The following is a 23,627-nucleotide window of genomic DNA, read 5'->3' on the forward strand; positions in this document are numbered from 1 at the left end:
CTGTGTACCATGTACTGACCAAACATGGGACTGACTCTGACGATAGCCATGGTGAACCGGTGGCGGACGGACAGCCCGGTATAGCAACAGGCAGCAACTCCGTGGCGAACACTGGAAAACCCACCCGACCAGGCAGCCCTGTGTACCATGTACTGACCGAACATGGGGCTGACTCTGACGATAACCATGGTGAACCAACCGGTAGGTAGGCAACAGATAGCAGCAGCCCCATGGCGAACACTGGGAAATAGATAAAAAGTCCCCTGCTCACAGCCATGCCATGAACCCAGCCTTTTCCAATGCTTTCTACATAAGTTTTCAGTGAGGCCAACGCACGGTGAAAGCGATTATTCCAGCGCATAGTCTCCAGCCACTCAAGTGGGTCAATACCCAGGCGCTCCAGGATAGGCGGAACATCGTCAGTTATACGACCACAATTGCCTTTGCGGGTAATTCGGCCAGACCAGTCGACCAGTTCAAAGTAGCTACTGAGTGGGTATGGAATAGCCTGTTCGGGGTGTGACTGGTCAATAGAGAGGTTATCATGCAAGCAACAACAGCCAAGGTGTACGACGGCGGCTGTTCAAGCCAGGTGGCTGGCAGTTCTGTTAATGCGCCCCAAAGTGACGCTGTCAGTGGGCAAAAACCCTCGCTTCCCAAGCCGCAAAATTACGGTACATGGACAGTTGAGCGCCGCTGCCCACTGGATATGCAGTCAAGTGCTTGCTGTGGGGGGCCCCCGCGTTATCGGGAAAGTGTCATCAAGGCTCTTGCAGAGTATCAATTACTGCCTGAAACGCCGACAAAATCGGTGAGTGGTGTAAGCGAACAGGGGGATTGATATTAGGTTGATAGATTTGAATTTGAACCACAAAGGCACAGAGACACAAAGAAAAGATTTCTTTTTTTCTTCCTTTGTGTCTTTGTGCCTTTGTGGTGAAAGTCTTTTTATATAATCGATAGGGTTGACTCGTATCATGCTAACTATTTTCCCGCTATCAATAAGTAAGGTATATTCCCCACCTTTCTTATCCAGCCTACCTTCCATCCTTATCTAATGAGGCAAGACAGTGATTAACTCAACTGCCCTGGATCATCTGCCCGCATCCAAAGATCTGGCTGCCCTTCAGCAGCAAATGGCCAATACCCATCTACGCGACCTGTTTGCTGAAGATCCAAACCGGTTTGACCGCTACAGCCTTGAAGCTGCTGGCCTGTTTCTTGATTACTCAAAGCATCTGATTAACGACGATGTAATGGCATCTCTGGTAACGCTGGCGGAGCAGGCCAATCTGGCACAAGCCCGTGACGCCATGTTTGCCGGTGACAAGATCAATTACACGGAAAAGCGTGCGGTGCTCCATACGGCACTGAGAAGCTTCGGTGATGCTCCGGTGATGGTGGATGGTGAAGACATCATGCCCGGGATCCGTGAGACCCGTGCCCGTATGCAGGCCATGACTGAACAGGTTCACTCCGGACAGTGGCTTGGCCATACCGGCAAGCCGATCAAACATATCGTTAATATTGGTATCGGTGGCTCTTACCTGGGGCTCAAAACCGCGATTAATGCCATGACCCCTTACCACGTTAAGGGTTTTGAACATCACTTTGTGGCGAATATTGACCCTAACGAGTTGTCAGAAGTTCTGGGTAAAATTGATCCGGAAACCACGCTGTTTATCGTTGCCTCCAAGTCCTTTGGTACCCTGGAAACCCTGCAAAATGCCCAGGCTGCCAGAGCCTGGATGATTGCCCAGGGCTGTGCCGAGCAGGATATCCGTAAGCACTTTATGGCCATCTCCACCAACCTGAAAGCCATTGACCAGTTTGGTATCGCCCAGGAAAACACCCTGCCGCTGTGGGACTGGGTTGGCGGTCGCTACTCTCTCTGGTCCAGCATCGGCCTGTTGATTTCCATGGTGGTCGGCTACGACAACTTCGAGCGTCTGCTAAAAGGCGCTGAAGCCATGGACCAGCACTTCTGCACAGCCCCGCTGGCTGAAAATATGCCGGTGATTGCCGGTCTGCTGGGTGTCTGGTATCAGAACTTTATGGGTGCTGAATCCCATGCTGTTATCTCCTATGACTACTTCCTGCGAGATCTGCCGGGCCACCTGCAGCAGGTGGATATGGAAAGTAACGGCAAGCGTACCCGTGAAGATGGCAGCACCGTTGCCTACCACACCGGATCCGTGATCTGGGGCGGTACCGGTACTAATGACCAGCACGCTTACCATCAGTTACTGCATCAGGGAACCCGGTTAATTCCCGTGGACTTTATCGCCCCGGCAACTACCCATAACCCGATTGGCGAACAACATCCCTGGCTGTATACCAATGCCCTGGCCCAGAGTCAGGCGATGATGCAGGGCAAAACACTGGAAGAAGTGCGGGATGAACTCACCGCTTCTGGTATGGATGCTGACCAGGTGGAACGTCTGGCTGCTCACAAGGTGATTCCGGGCAATCGTCCGAACAGTATGATTGTTCCTGAAAAGATCACACCGGAAACCACCGGTGCATTGATTGCCATGTATGAGCATAAAGTCTTTGTCCAGGGCACTATCTGGCAGATTAACCCCTTCGACCAATGGGGCGTTGAGCTGGGTAAAGTGCTGGGCGATCGCCTGATTGAGAAAATTCGTGCGAAAGAAGAAACCACCGACCAGGACAGCTCAACCAATGGCCTGATCAGACGTTTCAAGCAGTTTAACCGCTAACATCTGGTCGAATGTCCGGAATATTATGATTTCGGACATCGCTCTTATGGACTCGTTCCCACGATCCAGAGGCTGTTGCAAAAAGCCCGTAAAAGGGTCTAACCGCGTCGGTTCCTGAAGGAGCCGACACCCGAACCAACCGTCAGGCCCCTTGCTTTTTCCAACCCAGGTTCCCAGGGAACGCTTCCTCTGAAAAATCAGGTATCATAGAACCCTTCACCTTTTGATCATAGAAATAAGTACAACGCCATGATTACACCAGCAATCCCCCTGACCGATATCCACCGCCATCTGGATGGTAATATCCGACCGGCAACCATTCTGGATCTGGGCAGGAAGAACAATCTCCAGCTCCCGGCAGACAACCTGAAAGACCTGATTCCCCATGTCCGGGTCATCAGCCAGGAACCGGACCTGGTCAGTTTTTTAAGCAAGCTGGACTGGGGCGTTAAGGTACTGGCGGACTACGATGATTGTCGCCGCATAGCGTATGAAAATGTCGAAGATGCCATGAACGCCCGCATTGATTATACCGAGCTGCGCTTCAGTCCGGGGTATATGGCGATGACCCACGGCCTTGACCCCGAAGGTGTTGTTGAAGCGGTGATTGACGGCGTGACTGCCGGTAGCCGTGACTTCGGTGTGGCAACCAACCTGATCGGTATTTTGAGTCGTACCTTTGGCCAGGAAGCCTGCCAGAAAGAACTGGATGCCTGCCTTGCATACAAAGACAAGCTGGTTGCGATTGATCTTGCCGGTGATGAGCTGGGTAAACCCGGAGCGCTGTTTGTTGACCATTTCCGCCAGGTTCGCGATGCTGGCCTGCACATCACCATTCACGCCGGAGAAGCCGCTGGCCCGGAAAGTATGTGGCAGGCCATCAGGGAGCTGGGTGCAACCCGGATAGGTCATGGGGTAAAAGCCATCTATGATCCTGAGCTGATGGATTATCTGGCAGAACACCAGATCGGTATTGAGTCCTGTCTGACCTCCAATATCCAGACCAATACGTTTCCTGATATTCAGAGCCATCCACTCAAAAAGTTTCTCGACCATGGCATTTTGGCCACCATCAACACGGACGATCCGGCGGTGGAGGGCATTGAACTGCCCCATGAATATGAGGTGGCTGCACCTGCAGCCGGGCTGACACAGGATGATATCCGCCAGGCACAGGAAAACGGCTTGAGTATTGCTTTTTTGTCTGAAGAGGAAAAAATTTCTTTGCAAGCCAAAGCAAAGAACCGTACCTGAAAGCTCTGATATACCACAGGCACCTGTTCCCACGGTTCCCCGTGGGAATGCAACCCAAACTCGCCGTCAAGGCCAACTCCCCGTTTAAACCCCTCGACTCCGGGCAGAAACAGGTTGCTCGACATCCTGCAGGCTCCTGCTCCCTTTTAAACAGGCATCCAGCCTGACACAGGATTTCCCTTTCCGACGAGCCGTTATCCAGCATCCAGCTACGCTGCCGAGTAATTATCAGTAATTAGCCATGAGTGGCTCCCGGTAAGCAGAGTAACACTGCAAACAAAATAAAGATGATATCAAAGGCCAGAAAGCGGCATTTTTTGGCACACAGAGGTTAAACGCCTGAAGGCAAGGAAAGGACAACGGTCATGGATTCTGAGCAAATACAAAAAGATTCAAGTAGTGAAGCGCTTGTCACCATTAATGGCCCATTCCATCCTGAGGCTAAGGCTCCGTCTGAGCAGATTACCGATCACCGCAAGCTTAAAGGGCAGGTTGTGGCAGAGCCTGCTGATAAAGGGGGGCTGCAAGAGTATCCCGCTGAGCCGTGGGAACAGGATTCCCGAACCATAGAACACAAGCTTTTGTCTGATATAAATGCACTGCCTGCGACTGCTATCAGCGACAAGAGTGAACTCAGGAAAAAACTGTCAGAACTCTACAAAAAGGCTCATGAGCTGATGACCTGCTACAACCAGAGAATCCAGAGCCTGTTGATGGATGATCGTTTTTTATACCGGCACTCCTCTGAAATCTCAGCGTTCATGATTCGGGGATTAATGCCATCACTGGAAAAGATAAAAAATCTGGAAAAAGCGCTCGCATCAACACGGAAAAAATCAGAAGAAGAACCCATCGAGCAACTGCTGCAGCCGGCGGTGGATGAATTGGCAAAAGTTGAAAAAGTATTTAAAGAGGCCAAAAGTCGGCTAACCAGATATACCAAACCCTTAAAGCCGGCACAGATACTTCAGAAACAGTTAAGTCAACGCCTGGAACGGGATGCGTCTGAGCTAAAGCAGCAATTACAGAAACCCGGTGTTACAGCCTCTTTGCATAATATGGCCAGCACCTCTGCTAAACCGATAACCGCAATTAAGGTTGAACCTGCCCGTACTGCACCCTTACCACATCCTCAGAGCCAGAAGCAGACATACTCAGCGGAAGATTTAGTATCACAACAGCTAAAAGCACTGGCAATAACCCTCGACAATGATAGTCCAGAGGCGGGTAAAAGAGCCAGACAGTCTGTTATCCGTTACGTGGCCTCGGAATATCAGCACTATGATCCTCTCAGCCCTTTCCTGTCAGCGGCCGGGCAGAAGAGCGAACGGCTGTCAATGAACCCTGATAAAGCCTGTAAAGCATGTCAGGATGCCCTTGCGCTACTGGACAGTGTTTCAACTGCTAACGAGCCGGAGCTTTCCCTGGAGGTGTTGACTCAAATCGACAAGGCCATTGGCAAACTGGCTGCCTTCGATAAAAAGTTGCCTGGTGAAGTCTGGCAGCTATTAACAGAGCTGACACCTGACCAGGGCAATAGCCGATACCATTTGTTAAACCTGCTGTGTCGTAAGCTGCTTTTGGATGGCCCCACACCGTTAACGCAAAAAACGGTACTGAATAAATTTAAAGACGTTGGACAGCTGCTATGCCAGTCTGGAGAAAATGCTGAAGATCAGGTTTTTGATCAGCAGTTTATCAATGTCTATGGCCCGATATTCACCTCGCCAACCCACCTGAAAAAAACACTCAATGTGGTGAATAAACCCCATGAGACTCAGGCACTGTTGCAGATGTTTGCCCGCCAGAAAGCCGATGAACAGGCTCGCCTGGCAGAGATGATTGAGGCGTTCAAAGTGATTGGCGATGAACAGAAGCTGGCGTGTCTGATGTCGGGAGCGGCCGCTTTTGACTGTCTGATAACCACAATACCGGAACAGCTGACGTCAGAAATCAATGGTTATCGCCCGGCTGAAACCAGCCAGGCGCATAAGCAGTTAACCGACGTCGTACTCACAAAGTATTCGGATTATTACAAGACCACGGGGTTAATCCGGAAGCAGGCAGAAAACATCAACAGCGAATGCGAAAACAGCCAGTCTGAACACTCGAAGATTCTCACCCAACTCAGCAGACAACTGACGGAAACACTGGCTTGCGCCGATATCCGGCAGGAAACGCTACTGAAAAACATAGATACTGAACTACAGAAAATCACCGATCAGTCGCCGGTAAACGCACAGGCAAAGCAAGCTATTGCCGGGTGCCGGACATACATTCAGAAAGCAATGACGGAGAAGTCTCTGACCAACGACCAGACCAGTAAGATCATCGCGCTGTTTCTTGAAGCCCGGACCTGTATAGAGGTGCCCGATGCAGCTCAGACCGGGATCAGTAACGTTGATATTCCGCAAGCGCTTGTGCAGGCCATGGCATCGCTGGAAAGCGGCACCTCGGCAAAATGGTACAACCAGCTGTTCACCGGTCAACTGCAGGAACAAAGAACGAAAACGCTGGGAATTGTGCGTAACATTCTTGATGCCTGTCAGCAAACCCGGGCTGCAACCGTGTCAGTGGCCAGTTTTATTGAGATTTCCGCCCTGGAGATGACCAGAGATAATGACGATCCACTGATCAAGCAACTGGGCACAGAGCTGCAGGCTTATGCTGACCGGCTGAAAACCTGTTGATTAACCTTCACCGGCTGGCTTATTCTGTAGCCAACCGGTGTCTGCTACCCACCGGATCGTTTGGCATCAAAACCCGCTTTTTTCAAATGGTCAACCATGATATCAACATGGTCTCCCTGAAGTTCAATATTACCCTCTTTAACTGCACCCCCGCCGCCACAGCGCTTCTTTAACTGCTTGGCCAACGCTTTCAGTTCATTACCTGACAGTGGCAGCCCGCTGATGACGGTGACCAGTTTACCGCCTCGCCCTTTTTTCTCCGGGCGGACCCGCACGTTGCCATCGCCCACCACTTCTGGCGGGTTGGTTTCTTCCTTGATTCGACCAACATCGGTGGAATAGACCAGTTTACTGTCCGAGCTACGTTGATAGTTGCTCATTGTTAACCTCTGGGTTCAGAAAATGATCTTTTTAACAAAAAAACAGTATCAGGTCTTGAAGAAAAAACTGCCCCACAATTCTCCTCATTGTGCAGAGTAACCGATAATCAGGATGGTAAATGACAGTGAAGTACGTGGTCAGTGTCAGTCAACCAGCCGGTTACGCAGCAGTTTGGTATTCGAAAAGTATTCCCTGTTTTCCATAAATAAGACGTTTTATCATTAGCCAGGGATGCAGAGGTTAGCCGACAGGGTACAAACTCACCTAACAGGGGGCTTTGCAAAGTTTGAGCAGGGTTGTCAGAAGGATCCTGGCCATTGCAAGCTTCCAGGTAGGTGGTTAACAGCTCTTCGACTTTATCATGGACCGGGTTTATGGTTGCCAGAAGTTCAGAACGGGAAATCATTATATCAGCAATTAACTGACTGTCGTCTGACCTGTTCCAGAAATAGTGCTGAAAATCGGCAAAAAAATCGTCAAAGTCTGCTGTCTTGACGGAACTGTCAAAAAAATTATCCAGAAAAAATTGCCCAGAATAACTTTTACTCAATTTGACCAGCTCTTGCTCAACCCTATCAAGCTCAGGCATATCTTCGGCTCCAGCCATACGCTTACGGTCTTTCAGTCGTTTCATTATTGTTGAAAAAGCGTTTGCCTTCTCATAATTAGTGATTACATCAATAAATTCACTTATTTCTTTTTTAATGACATCCGCTTTTAATGCCTCAGTAATTACCTTTATTTTTTTTCTGATCTCATCTTTGTCATCTTTATTTTCTACCTGCAATTGAAACTGGTTTAAAAGTGTTATGAATCGGTCTGTTTCCAGCTGAAGCTTCACCAATAAGGCATTGAAGTGTTCAAGAAATATCACCTGTTGAACCTGTTGGGCGAAGTCCAAAATACCAATATCATTTTTCTCAACCCTGTGTCTGATCCCTTTCTTCAGTGTGTCAATTATGATCAAAAACACTTCGCGTTGTGCGGCCTGGCTGTCCATTACAGGCAATTCATGATTTTTGTCAGTCACCAGCACTGCTTGTGTGCAACCGGGGTCTAGATGCGGGACAAAACCACCCCCTATGACCATTTGGAATGTTGCTCCGGTGACATCTTCACCAGACTCAGTGGTCAACACCGGATATTGGTATTTTTTCCTCTCTATGCAGGGCGGACAGTTATACAACTCTTGATGCCTGATCTTGGGTGTAGACCAGCAGTCATGCCAGTCTGGATCAATTGACATATAGTGGTGCTTATAGTCATGCCTGAGAAATCCAACAAAACCATAGTGACAATTTACGACTTCTTTTCTGTGCAACCCGATGCCCGCTTCAGCCATGTTTGCCGGAGACAGATGCCCTTTAAATGTACTGTCCCTTAACTTACCGTTGTCTGTGTAGTAGCTTTTTTCAAGCATGGATTTTACGGCATGAAAATCTTCACGTTGAACTGGAGTCAAGGCGTATATCCTTTTCTCTTGTAATTTTCTGACAATCAAATGAAAGTCAGGGCCTCGCCACTCATCTGCAACCACTATATAGCGGCTGGATAAATCCATTTCTACCAGGCAACTGCTTGGCATGCACGAGTCAACCAGGATAGGATGCTGGCAGGATACAGCCTGTACAACCCGTTGAGTTTTGGCAAAGTAAGCTCTACGGCCATAGCCCCCGGTATATATTTCCAGCTTGATGACATTACCAAACCCTTCGTAGGGTTTGTCTACCTGATACCGATTCCCCCGGGGATGATATTTGCCGTTAATTGTAAGATTCATCTGCTTTTCATGACCCCGACTTGGCAGCGACTTGAAATGACCTGTTTTGGCTGGTTTGAGATGATATGCAAACAGTGAAGAATCTGACCATTTAAGCCCGTGACAAGTTCCTGATTTTTTTGCACGCAATAGTTGTTTATCAATCTCAAATTGCGTTCTCTGTTAAGTCGTTAACCTAGCCCTAATACTGTCGTACATCACCGCTGGCAATGAGCACAATAACAGCTGCTGCGGTTCCCCAGTTTTATTTCCTTAATGGTTTTGCCGCACTTTATGCACGGCTGACCTGCCCGGCCATAAACCGCCAGCTCCTGTTTAAAGTAACCGGGTTTGCCATCTCCCCCGACAAAATCACGCAAGGTGGTACCGCCTTGTTCAATGGCTTTGGCCAGAGTCTCTTTGATGGCATCAACTAACCGTTCATAGCGGTTCAGAGAGATTTTGCCACAGGCCCGGTCAGGCCTTATCCCGGCTTTGAACAACGCTTCACTGGCATAAATATTACCGACACCGACCACTACTTTATTGTCCATGATAAACGTCTTTACAGACTGGCTTCTGCCCCGGGACATTTGCCATAGACGCCGGGCCGTGAACTCACTGTCCAGCGGCTCAGGCCCCAAATGCTTTAGCAGCTTATGTTCATTGAGAGGGCGTGCAGACCAGAGAACAGCGCCGAAGCGGCGAGGGTCTGTGTATCTTAACCGTTGGCCATCGGTCAGCAGAATATCAATATGGTCGTGTTTTTCCGGAGGTGTATTGGTTTTTATCACCCTCAGGCTGCCGGACATCCCCAGGTGCAGAATCAGGTGGCCTGACCCGGTATCCAGCAGCAGATACTTTGCCCTTCTTTTTACCTGCCTGATTGTCTTGCCACTGAGGATTTGATTGATATTGTCAGGCACCGGCCAGCGGAGTCTGGGTTCACGGACGATGATTTCCTGAATGGTGTGACCTTCAATATGAGGCTTAATGCCTCGCCGGGTAGTTTCAACTTCTGGTAGCTCCGGCATGGATGTCTGCTCCATTGATACGTTCAAACTGCTGCCTGGTGATGCCGGTCGCCGGTCATCAAATCCGTTATCAGTTTTATCATACGCTAACTGGTGACCCTTCTGAATAATGAGCCCTGGACAGAACAGTAGTCTACTTTTTATATTCTTTTCGGCTTGAATTCAGGAATAATCATGAATAGAGGCGCTGATGGTATAAGTTGGCAAGACACAACATCAGGTAATGATTATAAACAACCGGATGATCATCCCGGTTTTTCAAGGAGTGGGCGATACCGGCAGGGCACGGTCAGGCAGGGGCATGCTCTACCCTACATCCCGAGGCGTAATGAATTTTATAATACTTCTGACGTATGCTCTTCTTACTATCCACCAGGACACTCAGTAAAACCAGTTCATGAATTAAATGCGCTCAATATACGAGAAAAAATGGATTGGCTGGTGAGGCTATCTGCTCGTCACGGTGATTACTATGATGGAAAAAAACACAGTCAATTTGCCACTTCAATTAAACGATACACATCCACTTTAAAACGACCTTTAAATCATAGTGAACAACGCCAATTGATACCATTGTTGCACGATTTTAAAACGACCCCCGGGTGGGCTTGGCGAGGTCTGACGACAACGCTTCATTCATTGACGTCAGCGGGTGTTTTTACCCCTCATCAATACCTGGATGAAGGGGTTAAGGAAACTCAAGCATCTTTATTGTCAACTTTACTTGATACAGTAATACGTAAGTGCAACCAAAAAAACGCAGCCAGTGATATTGATGCACAAGGTATCAGCAACCTGCTGTGGGCCCTGGCGAAACTGGTGGACAACGGGCTGGAGCTTGCGAAGACACCGAAGCTCAAAGAAGCCGTGGTGGCGATGTTGCCACATTTGAAAACCAAAGCCGAATCAAAAGAAGAGAAAGACCACTTCAAGCCACAGGAAGTCACCAACCTGCTGTGGGCCCTGGCGAAACTGCTGGACAATGGGCTGGAGAAGACGCCGAGGCTCAGAGAGGTCGTGGCTGCGTTGTTGCCACTTGTGAAAACCAAAGCTGAATCAAAAGAACGGAAAGACCACTTTATTCCTCAGCATATTGCCAACCTGTTATGGGCCGTGGCGAAACTGGTGGAGAATGGACTGGAGCTGGAGAAGACAGCGAAACTCAAAGAGGCCGTGGCTGCGCTGTTGTCCCATGTGAAAAGCAAAGCCGAATCAAAAGAGAAAGACCACTTTATTCCACAGCATATTGCCAACCTGTTATGGGCCGTGGCGAAACTGGTGGAGAATGGACTGGAGCTGGAGAAGACAGCGAAACTCAAAGAGGCCGTGGCCGCGCTGTTGCCTCATGTGAAAACCATAGCCGAATCAAAAGAAAAGAAAGACCACTTTAATTCTCAAGGTACCGCCAACCTGCTGTGGGCCCTGGCGAAACTGGTGGACAACGGGCTGGAGCTTGCGAAGACACCGAAGCTCAAAGAAGCCGTGGTGGCGATGTTGCCCCATGTGAAAACCAAAGCCGAATCAAAAGAAGAGAAATACCACTTCAAGCCACAGGAAGTCGCCAACCTGCTGTGGGCCTTGGCGAAACTGGTGGACAATGGGCTGGAGCTGGAGAAGACGCCGAGGCTCAGAGAGGTCGTGGCTGCGCTGTTGCCACTTGTGAAAACCAAAGCCGAATCAAAAGAACAGAAAGACCACTTTATTTCTCAGCATATTGCCAACCTGTTATGGGCCGTGGCGAAACTGGTGGAGAATGGACTGGAGCTGGAGAAGACAGCGAAACTCAAAGAGGTCGTGGCCGCGCTGTTGTCCCAGGTGAAAAGCAAAGCCAAATCAAAAGAGAAAGACCACTTTATTCCTCAGCATATTGCCAACCTGTTATGGGCCGTGGCGAAACTGGTGGAGAATGGACTGGAGCTGGAGAAGACAGCGAAACTCAAAGAGGCCTTGGCCGCGCTGTTGTCCCATGTGAAAACCAAAGCCGAGTCAAAAGAAGAGAAAGACCACTTTAATGCCCAGCATATCGCCAAACTGCTGTGGGCCATGGCGAAACTGGTGGACAATGGGCTGGAGCTGGATAAGACAGCGAAGCTTAAAGGGGCCGTGGCCTCGCTGTTGCTCCATGTGAAAAACAAAGCCGAATCAAAACAAGAGAAAGACCGCTTCAACACTCAAACTACCGTCATCCTGCTGTGGGCCTTGGTGAAACTGGTGGACAAAGGGCTGGAGCTGGAGAAAACACCGGAGCTCAAAGAGGCCGTGGCCGCGTTGTTGCCCCATGTGACAACCCAGGCCGAATCAAAAGAACAGAAAGACCAATTCATGCCACAGGAAGTCACCAACCTGCTGTGGACCCTGGCGACACTGATGGATAATGGGCTGGAGCTGGAGATAACACCGAAGCTCAAAGAGGCCGTGGTCGTGCTGTTGCCCCATGTGAAAACCAAAGCCGAATCAAAAGAAGAGAAAGACCAGTTTAGTCCCCGGCATATCGCCAACCTGCTGCGGTCCGTGGCAAAACTGGGTGAGGCCATTGAGCTGAACCTGGTTAAATCTACGTTCGATTCTCTTGTTGGCAGAATCAGTGAAGACCTCCGGTTCTCTCAACAAGATATATTGATGTCTCTCTGGGGAGTCATGGCATTTTGTGCCAGATTTTATCTTTATGATGGCACTAATAATAAAAGTTCGCTTGAAAAGCACCTGGGTGACCTGTTTTCTCGCCTGGAAAATACATTCCCGGACAATTCAGAGGATCAATCCATCATTGCCATGGCCGCAAACTGGCTTGGAAGAGTGTGTCCGGTCATCCCTGAATACAAGACAACCACTTCACAATTTCAATCCACCTTCCGCGATCAATTGCAATCAAGCCTTCCGTCTTTGAAGATTGAAGAAGAAAAGAGTCTGAACTCATTACCTCCGGTTGACCTGCTACTGCCAGATTACAATCTGGTTATCGACATTCAGGGACCTTCTCATTACGTGAGTGGTGATTTCAAAACCAGGAATGGTTCGACGTTGCTGAAAATTGCCCTGCTGCAGAAATCAGGATTTGAGGTCATTGAAATCCCGGTGAACAAGCTTGTGAAGCAGAATTCAATAAAAACAGTGATTGAGCAAATAAAGGCAAAGTTAGCCGTCCCGCCAGAGGCTCGTGGCTCTGTGTCATTTAACAGGGACGAGGAGTTGGCAGATGAGGCATATTTTACTGCCGAAGAGTATTTGGAAGAGCAGACAGATAAACCAAAAAGAAAAAAGAATAGAAGAAAAGCCGGTAAAACTTATTTACATAAGCATTAATTAAACCAGAGTTTATAGACACTCAGGCAAGATGAACTATAAACAAGACAGCAGTCTACTTTTTATATTTTCCATGAACGAATGAAATATAAATATGGATAGAGGCGGTGCTGGTATAAGTCAGAAATACATGACATCCGGTAATGATTATAAACAACCGGACGATCATGCCGGTGCTTCAGGGAGTGGGCGATACAGGCATGGCACAGTCAGACAGGTGAATGTGCCACTGCGCTATACCCGGAAGCGTAATGAATTTTATCCTGCTTCTGATGCCTGTTCTGATAACCATCCACCAGGACATTCAATACAACCTGTTCATGGTTTTAATGCCCTCATCACACCAGAAAAAATGGATTGGCTGGCGGAGGGATCTGCTCGTTATGGCGACCGCTATAATGGTAGAAATCATGGTCAATTTGCCAGTTCAATCAAACAGTATACATCAGGGTCAAAACGGCCATTAAATCATAGTGAACAACGTCAACTGATACCATTGTTACACGATTTTAAAGTGACGCCGGGGTGGAACTGGCGAAGTCTGATAACAACACTTCATTCATTGACTTTAGCTGGTGCTTTGACCCCTCATAAATACATGAATGAGGGGGATAGGCAAACTCAAGCTGCTTTTCTGTCAACTTTACTTGATGCATTAATACTTAAGTGCAACCAAAAAACAGAAGTCAGTCATATTAATGTACAAGGTATCGCCAACCTGCTGTGGGCCTCGGCAAAACTGGTGGACAATGGGCTGGATCTGAAGAAGACAGCAAAGCTCAAAGCAGCCGTGGTCTTGCTGTTGCCCCATTTGCAAACCCAAGCCGAATCAAAAGAAGAAAAAGATCACTTTATGCCTCAGCATATCGCCATCCTGCTGTGGGCCGTGGCGAAACTGGTGGACAACGGGCTGAAACTGGAGCAAACACCGAAGCTCAAAGAGGCCGTGGCCGCGTTGTTGTGCCAAGTGACAACCAGATCAAAAGAAGAGAAAGACCACTTCAAGCCACAGGAAGTAGCCAACCTGCTGTGGGCCGTGGCGAAACTGGTGGACAACGGGCTGAAACTGGAGCAAACACCGAAGCTCAAAGAGGCCGTGGCCGCGTTGTTGTACCAAGTGACAACCAAAGCCAACTCAAAAGAAGGGAAAGACCACTTCAAGCCACAGGAAGTAGCCAACCTGCTGTGGGCCGTGGCGAAACTGGTGGACAACGGGCTGAAACTGGAGCAAACACCAAAGCTCAAAGAGGCCGTGGCCGCGTTGTTGTACCAAGTGACAACCAAAGCCCAATCAAAAGAAGAGAAAGACCACTTCAAGCCACAGGAAGTAGCCAACCTGCTGTGGGCCGTGGCGAAACTGGTGGGCAGCGGGCTGAAGCTGGAGCAAACACCGAAGCTCAAAGAGGCCGTGGCCGCGTTGTTGTACCAAGTGACAACCAAAGCCAACTCAAAAGAAGAGAAAGACCACTTCAAGCCACAGGAAGTCGCCAATCTACTGTGGGCCGTGGCGAAACTGGTGGACAACGGGCTGGAGCTGGAGCAAACACCGAAGCTCAAAGAGGCCGTGGCCGCGCTGTTGCCCCATGTGAAAACCAGAGCCGAATCAAAAGAAGAGAAAGATCAATTCAAGCGACAGAATGCCACCAACCTGTTGTGGGCAGTAGCGAAACTGGTGGACAACGGGCTGGAGCTGGAGAAGACAGCGGGGATCAAAGAGGCCATGGCCGCGCTGTTGGCCCATTTGCAAACCAAAGCTGAATCAAAAGAAGAAAAAGACCACTTTTTTCCTCAGCAAATCGCCAACCTGTTGTGGGCCGTGGCGAAGCTGGTGAACAACGGGCTGGAGCTGGAGAAGACACCGAAGCTTAAAGAGGTCGTGGCCTTGCTGTTGTGCCATGTGGTAACCAAAGCTGAATCAATAGAAGAGAAAGACCGCTTTATTCCTCAGCATATCGCCAACCTGCTTTGGGCCCTGGCGAAGCTGGTGGACAACGGGCTGGAGCTGAAGACGACACGGAAGCTCAAAGAGGCTGTGGCCGCGCTGTTGCCTCATGTGATAACCAAAGCCGAATCAATAGAAGAGAAAGATCACTTCAATACTCAAGGTACCGCCAACCTGCTGTGGGCCTTGGCGTCACTTGTAGACAACGGGCTGGAGTTGGAGAAGACACGGAAGCTCAAAGAGGCTGTGGCCGTGCTGTTGCCCCATGTGAAAACCAAAGTCGAATCAAAAGAAGAGAAAGACCACTTTATTCCTCAGCATATCGCCAACCTGCTTTGGGCTGTGGCAAAACTGGTAGACAATGGGCTGGAGCTGGAGAAGACACCGAAGCTCAAAGAGGCCTTGGCTGCGCTGTTGTCACAAGTGGCAACCAAAGCCGAATCAAAAGAAGAGAAAGATCACTTTATTCCTCAGCATATCGCCAACCTGCTGTGGGCTGTGGCGAAACTGGGTGAGGCCATTGAGCTGAACCGGGTTAAATCCACGTTCGACTTTCTTGTCGACAGAATCAGTAAAAACCCTGAACCCTCTCAGCAAGATATATTGATATCTCTCTGGGGAGTCATGGTATTCTGTGCCAGATTTTATCTGGAATCAGGCAGTAATGATAAATACTCCCTTGAAAAGCACATAGGTGAACTATCTTCTCGCCTGGAAAATACATTTCCAGACAATATAGAGGATCAATCCATCATTGCCATGGTCGCAGCTTGGCTTGGGAGAGCGTGTCCGGTCATTCCTGATTACAGGACAGTCATTTCACAATCTCAATCCACCTTCCGTGATTACCTCCAATCAAACTTGCCGTCTTTGAAGATTGAAGAAGAAAAGAGTCTGAACTCATTACCTCCGGTTGACCTGCTACTGCCAGATTACAACACGGTTATTGACATTCAGGGACCTTCCCATTACGTGAGTGGTGATTTCAAAACCAGGAATGGCTCGACGTTGCTGAAAATCGCTCTATTGCAAAAATTAGGATTTGAGGTCATTGAAATCCCGGTGAACAAGCTTTGGCAACAGGATTCAATGAACATAGTTATTGAGCAAATAAAGACAAAGTTAGCCGTCCTGCCAGAGGCTCATGGCTCTGTGTCTCTTAACAGCGGCGAGTGGGCGGCAGACGAGGCATATTTTACTGCCGATGATGGAGGGCAATTTTCAGATGACTGTTATTTTACTGCCGAAGAGTATTCAGAAGAGCAAACAGGTAAACCAAAAAGAAAAAGGAAGAGAAAAAAGTTGGTAAAAACTTATTTACACAAGCACTAATTAATCTTTTAGACATTTAAGCAAGATGAACTATAAACAAGACAGCAGTCTACTTTTTATATTTTCCATGAATCAATGAAATATAAATATGGATAGAGGCGGTGCAGGTATAAGTTGGAAATACACAACTTCAGGTAATGATTATAAACAACCGGATGATCATGCCGGTGCTTCAGGGAGTGGGCAATACAGGTATGGCACAGTCAGGCAGGTGGGTGCGCCACGCCCCTATCTCCGGAAGCGTAATGAATGTCATCCTGCTTCTGACGCCTGCTTTGCTAACGATCCATCAGGACATTCAATAAAACCTGTTCATGGTTTTAATGCTCTCATCACACCAGAAAAAATGGACTGGCTGGCGAGGATATCGGCTCGTTATGGTGGCTGCTATGATGGTAGAAATCATGGTCAATTTGCCTGCTCAATCAAACGGTACACATCAGGGTCAGAACGACCATTAAATCATAGTGAACAACGCCAACTGATACCATTGTTGCACGCTTTTAAAGTGACACCCGGGTGGTCCTGGCGAAGTCTGACAACAACGCTGCATTCATTTACGTCCGCGGGTGTTTTTACCCCTCATAAATACATGAATGAGGGGTATGGGGAAACTCAAGCCGCTTTACTGTCAACGTTACTTGATGCATTAATCCTTAAGTGCAACCAACAAACTGAAGCCAGTGATATTGATGTACAAGGTATCGCCAACCTGCTGTGGGCCTCGGCAAAACTGGTGGACAATGGGCTGGTGTTGGAGAAGACGCCGAAGCTGAAAGAGGCTGTGGCCGCGCTGTTGCCCCATGTACAAACCAAAGCCGAATCAAAAGTAGACCACTTCAATCCACAGGAAGTCACCAACCTGCTGTGGGCGGTGGCGAAACTGGTGGGCAATGGGCTGAAGCTGGAGAAGATGCCGAAGCTGAAAGAGGCCGTGACCGCGCTGTTGCCCAATGTGAAAACCAAAGCCGAATCAAAAAAAGAGAAAGACCACTTCAAGCCACAGGAAGTCGCCAATCTACTGTGGGCCTTGGCGAAACTGGTGGAGAATGGGCTGAAGCTGGAGAAGACGCCGAAGCTCAAAGAGACCGTGACCGCGCTGTTACCCCATGTGAAAACCAAAGCCGAATCAAAAGAAGGGAAAGACCACTTTATTCCTCAGCATATCGCCAACCTGCTGTGGGCCCTGGCGAAACTGGTGGACAACGGGCTGAAACTTGAGAAAACACCGAAGCTCAAAGAAGCCGTCGTCACGCTGCTGCTCTGTGGGAAAACCAAAACCGAATCAAAAGAAGACAAAGACCACTTTAATACTCAGCAAATCACCAACCTGATATGGGCCTTGGCGAAACTGGTGAGCAACGGGCTGGAGCTGGAGAAGACAGCGATGCCCAAAGAAGTCGTGCCCGCGCTGTTGTACCATGTGAAAACCAAAGCCAAATCAAAAGAAGAGGAAAACCACTTTATTCCTCAAAATATTGCCAACCTGCTGTGGGCTGTGGCGAAACTGGGTGAGCCCATTGAGCTGAGCCTGGTTCAATCTACGTTCGATTCTCTTGTCGGTAGAATCAGTAAAAACTCTCAACGCTCTCAGCAAGATATATCGATGTCTCTCTGGGGAGTCATGGTATTCTGTGCCAGATTTTATCTGGACTCAGGTAACAATGATAAAAACCCGCTTGAAAAGCACATAGGTGAACTAAGTAGCTGGCCATATGGAATCGAATATTTCTGGCTACTTGGGCTGGTACTATGCGAGGCACAACGGAGGGAGCATAGCCGTAGCTATGTGACCGGAGTTGTAACGAAGCAGAGTGCCGGCACAAGGAGTCAGAAATATATGATTTCATATGGTTAGCTACTTATATTCTCGCCTGGAAAATGCATGCCCGGGCATTACAGAGGTTCAAACCGTCATCATTGCCATGGCCGCAAGTTGGCTTGGAAGAGCATGTCCGGTGGTCCCCCATTACCAGATATCCATTTCCGAATCACAAGCCACTTTCCGCGATCAACTCCAATCAAGCCTTCCGTCTTTGCAGATTAAAGAAGAAAAGAGCCTGAACTCATTACCTCCGGTTGATCTGCTACTGCCAGATTACAACATGGTGATCGATATTCAGGGACCTTTTCATTATGTGGGTGGTGATTTCAAAACCAGGAATGGCTCGACGTTGCTGAAAATCGCCCTGTGGCAAAAATTAGGATTTGAAGTCATTGAAATTCCGTTGAACAAGCTTCGGAAACAGGATTCAATGAAAATAGTTATTGAGCAAATAAAGACAAAGTTAGCCGTCCTGCCAAAGGCCCATGGCTCTGTGTCACTTGACAGCGGCAAGTGGGCGGCAGACGAGGCATATTTTACTGCCGATGATGGAGGGCAATTTTCAGATGACTGTTATTTTACCGCCGAAGAATATTTAGAAGAGCAAACCAAAAAGCCCAAAAAAAGAAAAAGAAAGAGAAAAAAGCCAGTAAAAATTGCTGCCTGCTGATGCCGTAGAATAGTCTACTTTTTATATTTTCAATGAATTAATGAAATATAATTATGGACAGAGGCGGTGCTGGTATAAGTTGTAAATACACAGCTTCAGGCCATGATTACAAACAACCAGACGTTCATGCCAGTGCTTCAGGGAGTGGGCAATACAGGCATGGCACAGTCAGAAAGGTGAATGTGCCACCGTCCTGTATCCAGAAGCGTAATGAATGTCATCCTGCTTCTGACGCCTGCTCTGCTAACCATCCATCAGGACATTCAATAAAACCTGTTCATGGTTTTAATGCCCTCATCACACCAGAAAAAATGGATTGGCTGGTGGGGTTATTTGCTCGTTATGGTGACCGCTATGATGGTAGACATCATGGTCAATTTGCCTGTTCAATCAAGTGGTACGCATCAGGGGCAAAACGACCATTAAATCATAGTGAACAACGTCAACTGATGTCATTGTTGCACGATTTTAAAGTGACCCCCGGGTGGACCTGGCGAAGCCTGACAACAACGCTTCATTCATTGACTTCCGCGGGTATTTTGACCCCTCATAAATACATGGATGAGGGGTATAGGGAAACTCAAGCCGATTTACTGTCAACGTTACTTGATGCGTTAATACTTAAGTGCAATCAAAAGAATGAAGCCAGTGATATTGATGCACAAGGGACCAGCAACCTGCTGTGGGCCGTTGCGAAGCTGGTGGACAACGGGTTGGAGCTGGGGAAAACACCGCAGCTCAAAGAGATCGTGGCCGCGCTGTTGCCTCATGTGAAAACCATAGCCGAATCAAAGAAGGAGCACTTCAACACTCAAGGTACTGCCAACCTGCTGTGGGCCTTGGCGAAACTGGTGGACAACGGGTTGAAACTGGAGAAAACACCAAAGCTTGAAGAGACTGTGGTCGCGCTGTTGTACCATGTGAAAACCAAAGCCGAATCAAAGCAAGACCATTTCAACTCTCAAGGTACCGCCAACCTGCTGTGGGCCGTGGCGAAACTGGTGGACAACGGGCTGAAGCTGGAGAAAACACCGAAGCTCAACGAGGCCTTGGCCGCACTTTTGTGCCATGTGAAAACCAAAGCTGAATCTAAACAAGAGAAAGACCACTTCAAGCAACAGGAAGTTGTCAATCTGCTGTGGGCCCTGGCGAAACTTGTGGATAACGGGCTGAAGCTGGAGAAGACACCGAAGCTCAAAGAGACTGTGGCTGCGCTGTTGCCCCATGTGAAAACCAAAGCCGAATCTAAACAAGAGAAAGACCACTTCAAGCAACATGAAGTTGCCAATCTGCTGTGGGCCCTGGCGAAACTTGTGGATAACGGGCTGAAGCTGGAGAAGACACCGAAGCTCAAACAGGCCGTGGCCGCGCTGTTGTCCTATGTGAAAACCAAAGCCGAATCAAAAGATGACAAAGACCAATTCAAGCTACAGGATGTCACCAACCTGTTGTGGGCCGTAGCGAAACTGGTGGACAACGGGCTGGAGCTCGAGAAAACACCGAAGTTGAAAGAGGTCGCGGTAGTACTTTTGTCCCATGTGAAAACCAAAGCCGAATCAAAAGAAGAAAAAGACCACTTTTTTTCTCAGTCTATCGCCAATCTGTTGTGGGCCGTGGCGAAGCTGGTGGACAACGGGCTGGAGCTGGAGAAGACACGGAAGCTCAAAGAGGTAGTGGCCGCACTGTTATACCATGTGGAAACCAACGCTGAATCAAAAGAAGAGAAAGACCACTTTCTTCCTCAGCATATCGCCAACCTGCTGTGGGCCGTGGCGAAGCTGGTGGACAACGGGCTGGAGCTGAAGAAGACACGGAAGCTCAAAGAGGCCGTGGTCGCGCTATTGCCCCATGTGACAAGCAAAGCCGAATCAAAAGAAGAGAAAGACCACTTCAATACTCAAGGTACCACCAACCTGCTGTGGGCCGTGGCAACACTCGTAGACAACGGGCTGGAGCTGGAGAAGACACTTAAGCTCAAAGAGACCGTGGCCGTGCTGTTGTACCATGTGAAAACCAAAGCTGAATCAAAAGAAGAGAAAGACTACTTCAACACTCAAGCTGCCGCCAACCTGCTTTGGGCCGTGGTGAAACTGGTAGACAATGGGCTGGAGCTGGAGAAGATACCGACGTTCAAAGAGGCCTTGGCTGTGCTGTTGTCCCAGGTGATAACCAAAGCCGAATCAAAAGAAGAGAAAGACCGCTTTACTCCTCAGCATATCGCCAACCTGCTGTGGGCTTTGGCAAAGCTGGGTGAGGCCATTGAGCTGAACCTGGTTAAATCTGCGTTCGACTCTCTTGTCGACAGAATCAGTAAAAAACCTCAACTCTCTCAGCAAGATATATTGATGTCTCTATGGGGAGCCATGGTGTTCTGTGCCAGATTTTATCTGGACTCAGACAGTAATGATAAACACTCCCTTGAAAAGCACATAAGTGAACTATCTTCTCGCCTGGAAAATACATTCCCGGACAATTCAGAGGATCAATCCATCGTTGCCATGGCCGCAGGTTGGCTTGGGAGAGCGTGTCCGGTCATTCCTAATTACACGACAATCACTTCACAATCTCAATCCAACTTCCGCGATCACCTCCAATCGAATTTTCCGTTGTTGAAGATTGAAGAAGAAAAGAGTCTGCACTCATTACCTCCGGTTGACCTGCTACTGCCAGATTACAACATGGTTATCGACATTCAGGGACCTTTTCATTACGTGAGTGGTGATTTCAAAACCAGGAATGGCTCAACGTTGCTGAAAATCGCCCTGCTGCAGAAATTAGGATTTGAAGTTATTGAAATCCCGGTGAACAAGCTTGATAACCAGGATTCAATGAAAATAGTTATTGAGCAAATAAAGGCAAAGTTAGCCGTCCTGCCAGAGACTCATGGCTCTGTGTCACTTAACAGCGGCGAGTGGGCGGTAGACGAGGCATATTTTACTGCCGATGATGGAGGGCAATGTTCAGATGACTGTTATTTTACGGCCGAAGAATATTTAGAAGAGCAAACGAAAAAGCCCAAGAAAAGAACAAGGAAGAGAAAAAAGCCAATAAAAAATGCTACCTGCTGATGCCGTAGAATAGTCTACTTTTTATATTTTCCATGAATTAATGAAATATAATTATGGACAGAGGCGGTGCTGATATAAGTTGGAAATACACAACATCAGGTAATGATTATAAACGACCAGATGATAATGCCGGTGCTTCAGGGAGTGGGCAATACAGGTATGGCACAGTCAGGCAGGTAAATGCGCCACTACTCTATATTCAGAAGCGTAATGAACGTCATCCTGCTTCTGCCTGCTCTGCTAACCATCCACCAGGACATTCGATAAAACCTGCTCATGGTTTTAATGCTCTCATCACACAAGAAAAAATGGATTGGCTGGTGAGGGTATCTGCTCGTTATGGTGATCACTATGATGGTAAAACACACAGTCAATTTGCCTGTTCAATCAAACAATACACATCAAGGGAAAAACGACCATTAAATCATAGTGAACAACGCCAACTGATACCATTGCTGCACGATTTTAAAGTGACACCCGGGTGGACCTGGCGAAGCCTGACAACGATGCTTCATTCATTTACTTCAGCGGGTGTTTTTATCCCTCATACATACATGGATGAGGGGAATAGGGAAACTCAAGCTGCTTTACTGTCAGCTTTACTGGATACAGTAATACTTAAGTGCAATCAAAAATCTGAAGCTTGGGATATTGATGCCCAAGGCACCGCCAACCTGCTGTGGGCCGTGGCGAAACTGGTGGACAATGGGCTGCAGCTTGAGAAGACACCAAAGCTGAAAGAGGCCGTGGTCGGGCTGTTGCCCCATGTGCAAACCAAAGCTGAATCAAAAGAAGAAAAAGACTACTTTATTCCTCAGCATATCACCAACCTGTTGAGGGCCTTGGCGAAGCTGGTGGGCAACGGGCTGAAGCTTGAGAAAACACCGAAGCTCAAAGAGACAGTAGCCGCGCTGTTGCCCCATGTGAAAACCAAAGCCGAATCAAAAGAAGAGAAAGACCACTTCAAGCGACAGGAGGTTGCCAACCTGCTGTGGGCCTTGGCGAAACTGGTGGACAATGGGTTAAAGCTGGACAAGATGCCGAAGCTCAAAGAGGCCGTGGCCGCGCTATTGGCCCATGTGAAAACCAAAGCCAAATCAAAAGAAGAGCAAGACCACTTCAAGCCACAGGAAGTCGCCAACCTGCTTTGGGCCGTGGTGAAACTGGTGGACAACGGGCTGAAACTGGAGAAAACACCGAAGCTCAAAGAGGCCGTGGCCGCGCTATTGCCCCATGTGAAAACCAAAGCCAAATCAAAAGAAGAGCAAGACCACTTCAAGCCACAGGAAGTCGCCAACCTGCTGTGGGCCGTGGCGAAACTGGTGGACAACGGGCTGAAACTGGAGAAAACACCGAAGCTCAAAGAGGTCGTGGCCGCGTTGTTATACCAAGTGACAACCAAAGCCAAATCAAAAGAAGAGAAAGACCACTTCAAGCCCCAGGAAGTTGCCAACCTGCTGTGGGCCGTGGCGAAACTGGTGGACAACGGGCTGGAGAAGACACAGAAGTGCAAAGAGGCCGTGACTGCGCTGTTGTCCCATGTGAAAACCAAAGCCGAATCAAAAGAAGAGAAAGACCACTTCAAGCCACAGGAAGTCGCCAACCTGCTGTGGGCCGTGGCGAAACTGGTGGACAACGGGCTGGAG

14 protein-coding genes are annotated in these 23,627 nt (G+C 48.5%); 11 read left to right on the top strand and 3 right to left on the bottom strand.

Annotated elements, in window-relative coordinates:
* From J7439_RS22475 to J7439_RS22495, 5 genes are all read left to right on the top strand, one after another.
* The coding region (locus tag J7439_RS22475; protein WP_209204289.1) for a hypothetical protein at positions 1–209 on the top strand (209 nt) is incomplete at its 5' end.
* Between the two features lie 335 nt (positions 210–544).
* The gene (locus J7439_RS22480) at positions 545–841 is read left to right on the top strand and encodes a hypothetical protein (protein WP_209204290.1); all 297 of its coding nucleotides are present in this window, start codon (positions 545–547) and stop codon (positions 839–841) included.
* A gap of 229 nt (positions 842–1,070) precedes the next feature.
* The gene (gene pgi / locus J7439_RS22485; RefSeq protein WP_209204291.1) at positions 1,071–2,723 is read left to right on the top strand and encodes a glucose-6-phosphate isomerase; all 1,653 of its coding nucleotides are present in this window, start codon (positions 1,071–1,073) and stop codon (positions 2,721–2,723) included.
* A gap of 249 nt (positions 2,724–2,972) precedes the next feature.
* Complete coding sequence (gene add / locus J7439_RS22490) at positions 2,973–3,977, top strand: adenosine deaminase (protein WP_209204292.1); 1,005 nt, start codon at positions 2,973–2,975, stop codon at positions 3,975–3,977.
* Between the two features lie 365 nt (positions 3,978–4,342).
* On the top strand, positions 4,343–6,667 hold the full coding sequence (locus J7439_RS22495) for a hypothetical protein (protein WP_209204293.1): 2,325 nt from the start codon (positions 4,343–4,345) through the stop codon (positions 6,665–6,667).
* 44 nt (positions 6,668–6,711) lie between these two features.
* Here the strand turns inward: J7439_RS22495 and yciH are convergent, their stop codons facing one another.
* The 3 genes from yciH to mutM all read right to left on the bottom strand — a co-directional run bounded on the left by yciH (position 6,712) and on the right by mutM (position 9,841).
* Entirely contained in the window at positions 6,712–7,047 is a 336-nt protein-coding gene (yciH, locus tag J7439_RS22500) for a stress response translation initiation inhibitor YciH (RefSeq protein WP_209204294.1), read from the bottom strand.
* Positions 7,048–7,154: 107 nt separating this feature from the next.
* Positions 7,155–8,828 carry a hypothetical protein gene (locus tag J7439_RS22505; RefSeq protein ID WP_209204295.1) on the bottom strand — a complete coding sequence of 558 codons (1,674 nt, stop codon included), beginning with the start codon at positions 8,826–8,828 and terminating at the stop codon, positions 7,155–7,157.
* Positions 8,829–9,025: 197 nt separating this feature from the next.
* Positions 9,026–9,841, bottom strand: a complete 816-nt coding sequence (mutM, locus tag J7439_RS22510; protein ID WP_209204302.1) for a bifunctional DNA-formamidopyrimidine glycosylase/DNA-(apurinic or apyrimidinic site) lyase — start codon at positions 9,839–9,841, stop codon at positions 9,026–9,028.
* Between the two features lie 174 nt (positions 9,842–10,015).
* On the opposite strand from mutM, the gene J7439_RS22515 reads away from it, so the two are divergent.
* The 6 genes from J7439_RS22515 to J7439_RS22540 all read left to right on the top strand — a co-directional run.
* Positions 10,016–13,144: an RAP domain-containing protein gene (locus J7439_RS22515; RefSeq protein WP_209204296.1), complete on the top strand. Its 3,129-nt coding sequence runs from the start codon at positions 10,016–10,018 to the stop codon at positions 13,142–13,144.
* Positions 13,145–13,238: 94 nt separating this feature from the next.
* Positions 13,239–16,418, top strand: a complete 3,180-nt coding sequence (locus J7439_RS22520; RefSeq protein ID WP_209204297.1) for an RAP domain-containing protein — start codon at positions 13,239–13,241, stop codon at positions 16,416–16,418.
* Between the two features lie 88 nt (positions 16,419–16,506).
* Positions 16,507–18,276: a DUF1601 domain-containing protein gene (locus tag J7439_RS22525; protein WP_209204298.1), complete on the top strand. Its 1,770-nt coding sequence runs from the start codon at positions 16,507–16,509 to the stop codon at positions 18,274–18,276.
* Positions 18,269–18,913 (top strand): RAP domain-containing protein, encoded by a 645-nt coding sequence (locus tag J7439_RS22530; protein ID WP_209204299.1) that lies wholly within the window; start codon positions 18,269–18,271, stop codon positions 18,911–18,913. The genes J7439_RS22525 and J7439_RS22530 overlap by 8 nt, the downstream gene beginning before the upstream one ends.
* A 53-nt stretch (positions 18,914–18,966) precedes the next feature.
* Positions 18,967–21,981 (top strand): RAP domain-containing protein, encoded by a 3,015-nt coding sequence (locus J7439_RS22535; protein ID WP_209204300.1) that lies wholly within the window; start codon positions 18,967–18,969, stop codon positions 21,979–21,981.
* Between the two features lie 53 nt (positions 21,982–22,034).
* The coding region (locus J7439_RS22540; RefSeq protein WP_209204301.1) for a DUF1601 domain-containing protein at positions 22,035–23,627 on the top strand (1,593 nt) is incomplete at its 3' end.

This window comes from Salinisphaera sp. G21_0 (assembly GCF_017744115.1).
Classification (GTDB): Bacteria; Pseudomonadota; Gammaproteobacteria; order Pseudomonadales; family Endozoicomonadaceae; genus Endozoicomonas.

Excerpts from the sequence above, each read along its gene's own strand:
- J7439_RS22480 (WP_209204290.1), top strand. The coding sequence starts at position 545 with ATGCAAGCAACAACAGCCAAGGTGTACGACGGCGGCTGTTCAAGCCAG.
- add (WP_209204292.1), top strand. The coding sequence starts at position 2,973 with ATGATTACACCAGCAATCCCCCTGACCGATATCCACCGCCATCTGGAT.
- J7439_RS22495 (WP_209204293.1), top strand. The coding sequence starts at position 4,343 with ATGGATTCTGAGCAAATACAAAAAGATTCAAGTAGTGAAGCGCTTGTC.
- yciH (WP_209204294.1), bottom strand. The coding sequence starts at position 7,047 with ATGAGCAACTATCAACGTAGCTCGGACAGTAAACTGGTCTATTCCACC.
- J7439_RS22505 (WP_209204295.1), bottom strand. The coding sequence starts at position 8,828 with ATGAATCTTACAATTAACGGCAAATATCATCCCCGGGGGAATCGGTAT.
- mutM (WP_209204302.1), bottom strand. The coding sequence starts at position 9,841 with ATGCCGGAGCTACCAGAAGTTGAAACTACCCGGCGAGGCATTAAGCCT.
- J7439_RS22515 (WP_209204296.1), top strand. The coding sequence starts at position 10,016 with ATGAATAGAGGCGCTGATGGTATAAGTTGGCAAGACACAACATCAGGT.
- J7439_RS22520 (WP_209204297.1), top strand. The coding sequence starts at position 13,239 with ATGGATAGAGGCGGTGCTGGTATAAGTCAGAAATACATGACATCCGGT.
- J7439_RS22525 (WP_209204298.1), top strand. The coding sequence starts at position 16,507 with ATGGATAGAGGCGGTGCAGGTATAAGTTGGAAATACACAACTTCAGGT.
- J7439_RS22530 (WP_209204299.1), top strand. The coding sequence starts at position 18,269 with ATGGTTAGCTACTTATATTCTCGCCTGGAAAATGCATGCCCGGGCATT.
- J7439_RS22535 (WP_209204300.1), top strand. The coding sequence starts at position 18,967 with ATGGACAGAGGCGGTGCTGGTATAAGTTGTAAATACACAGCTTCAGGC.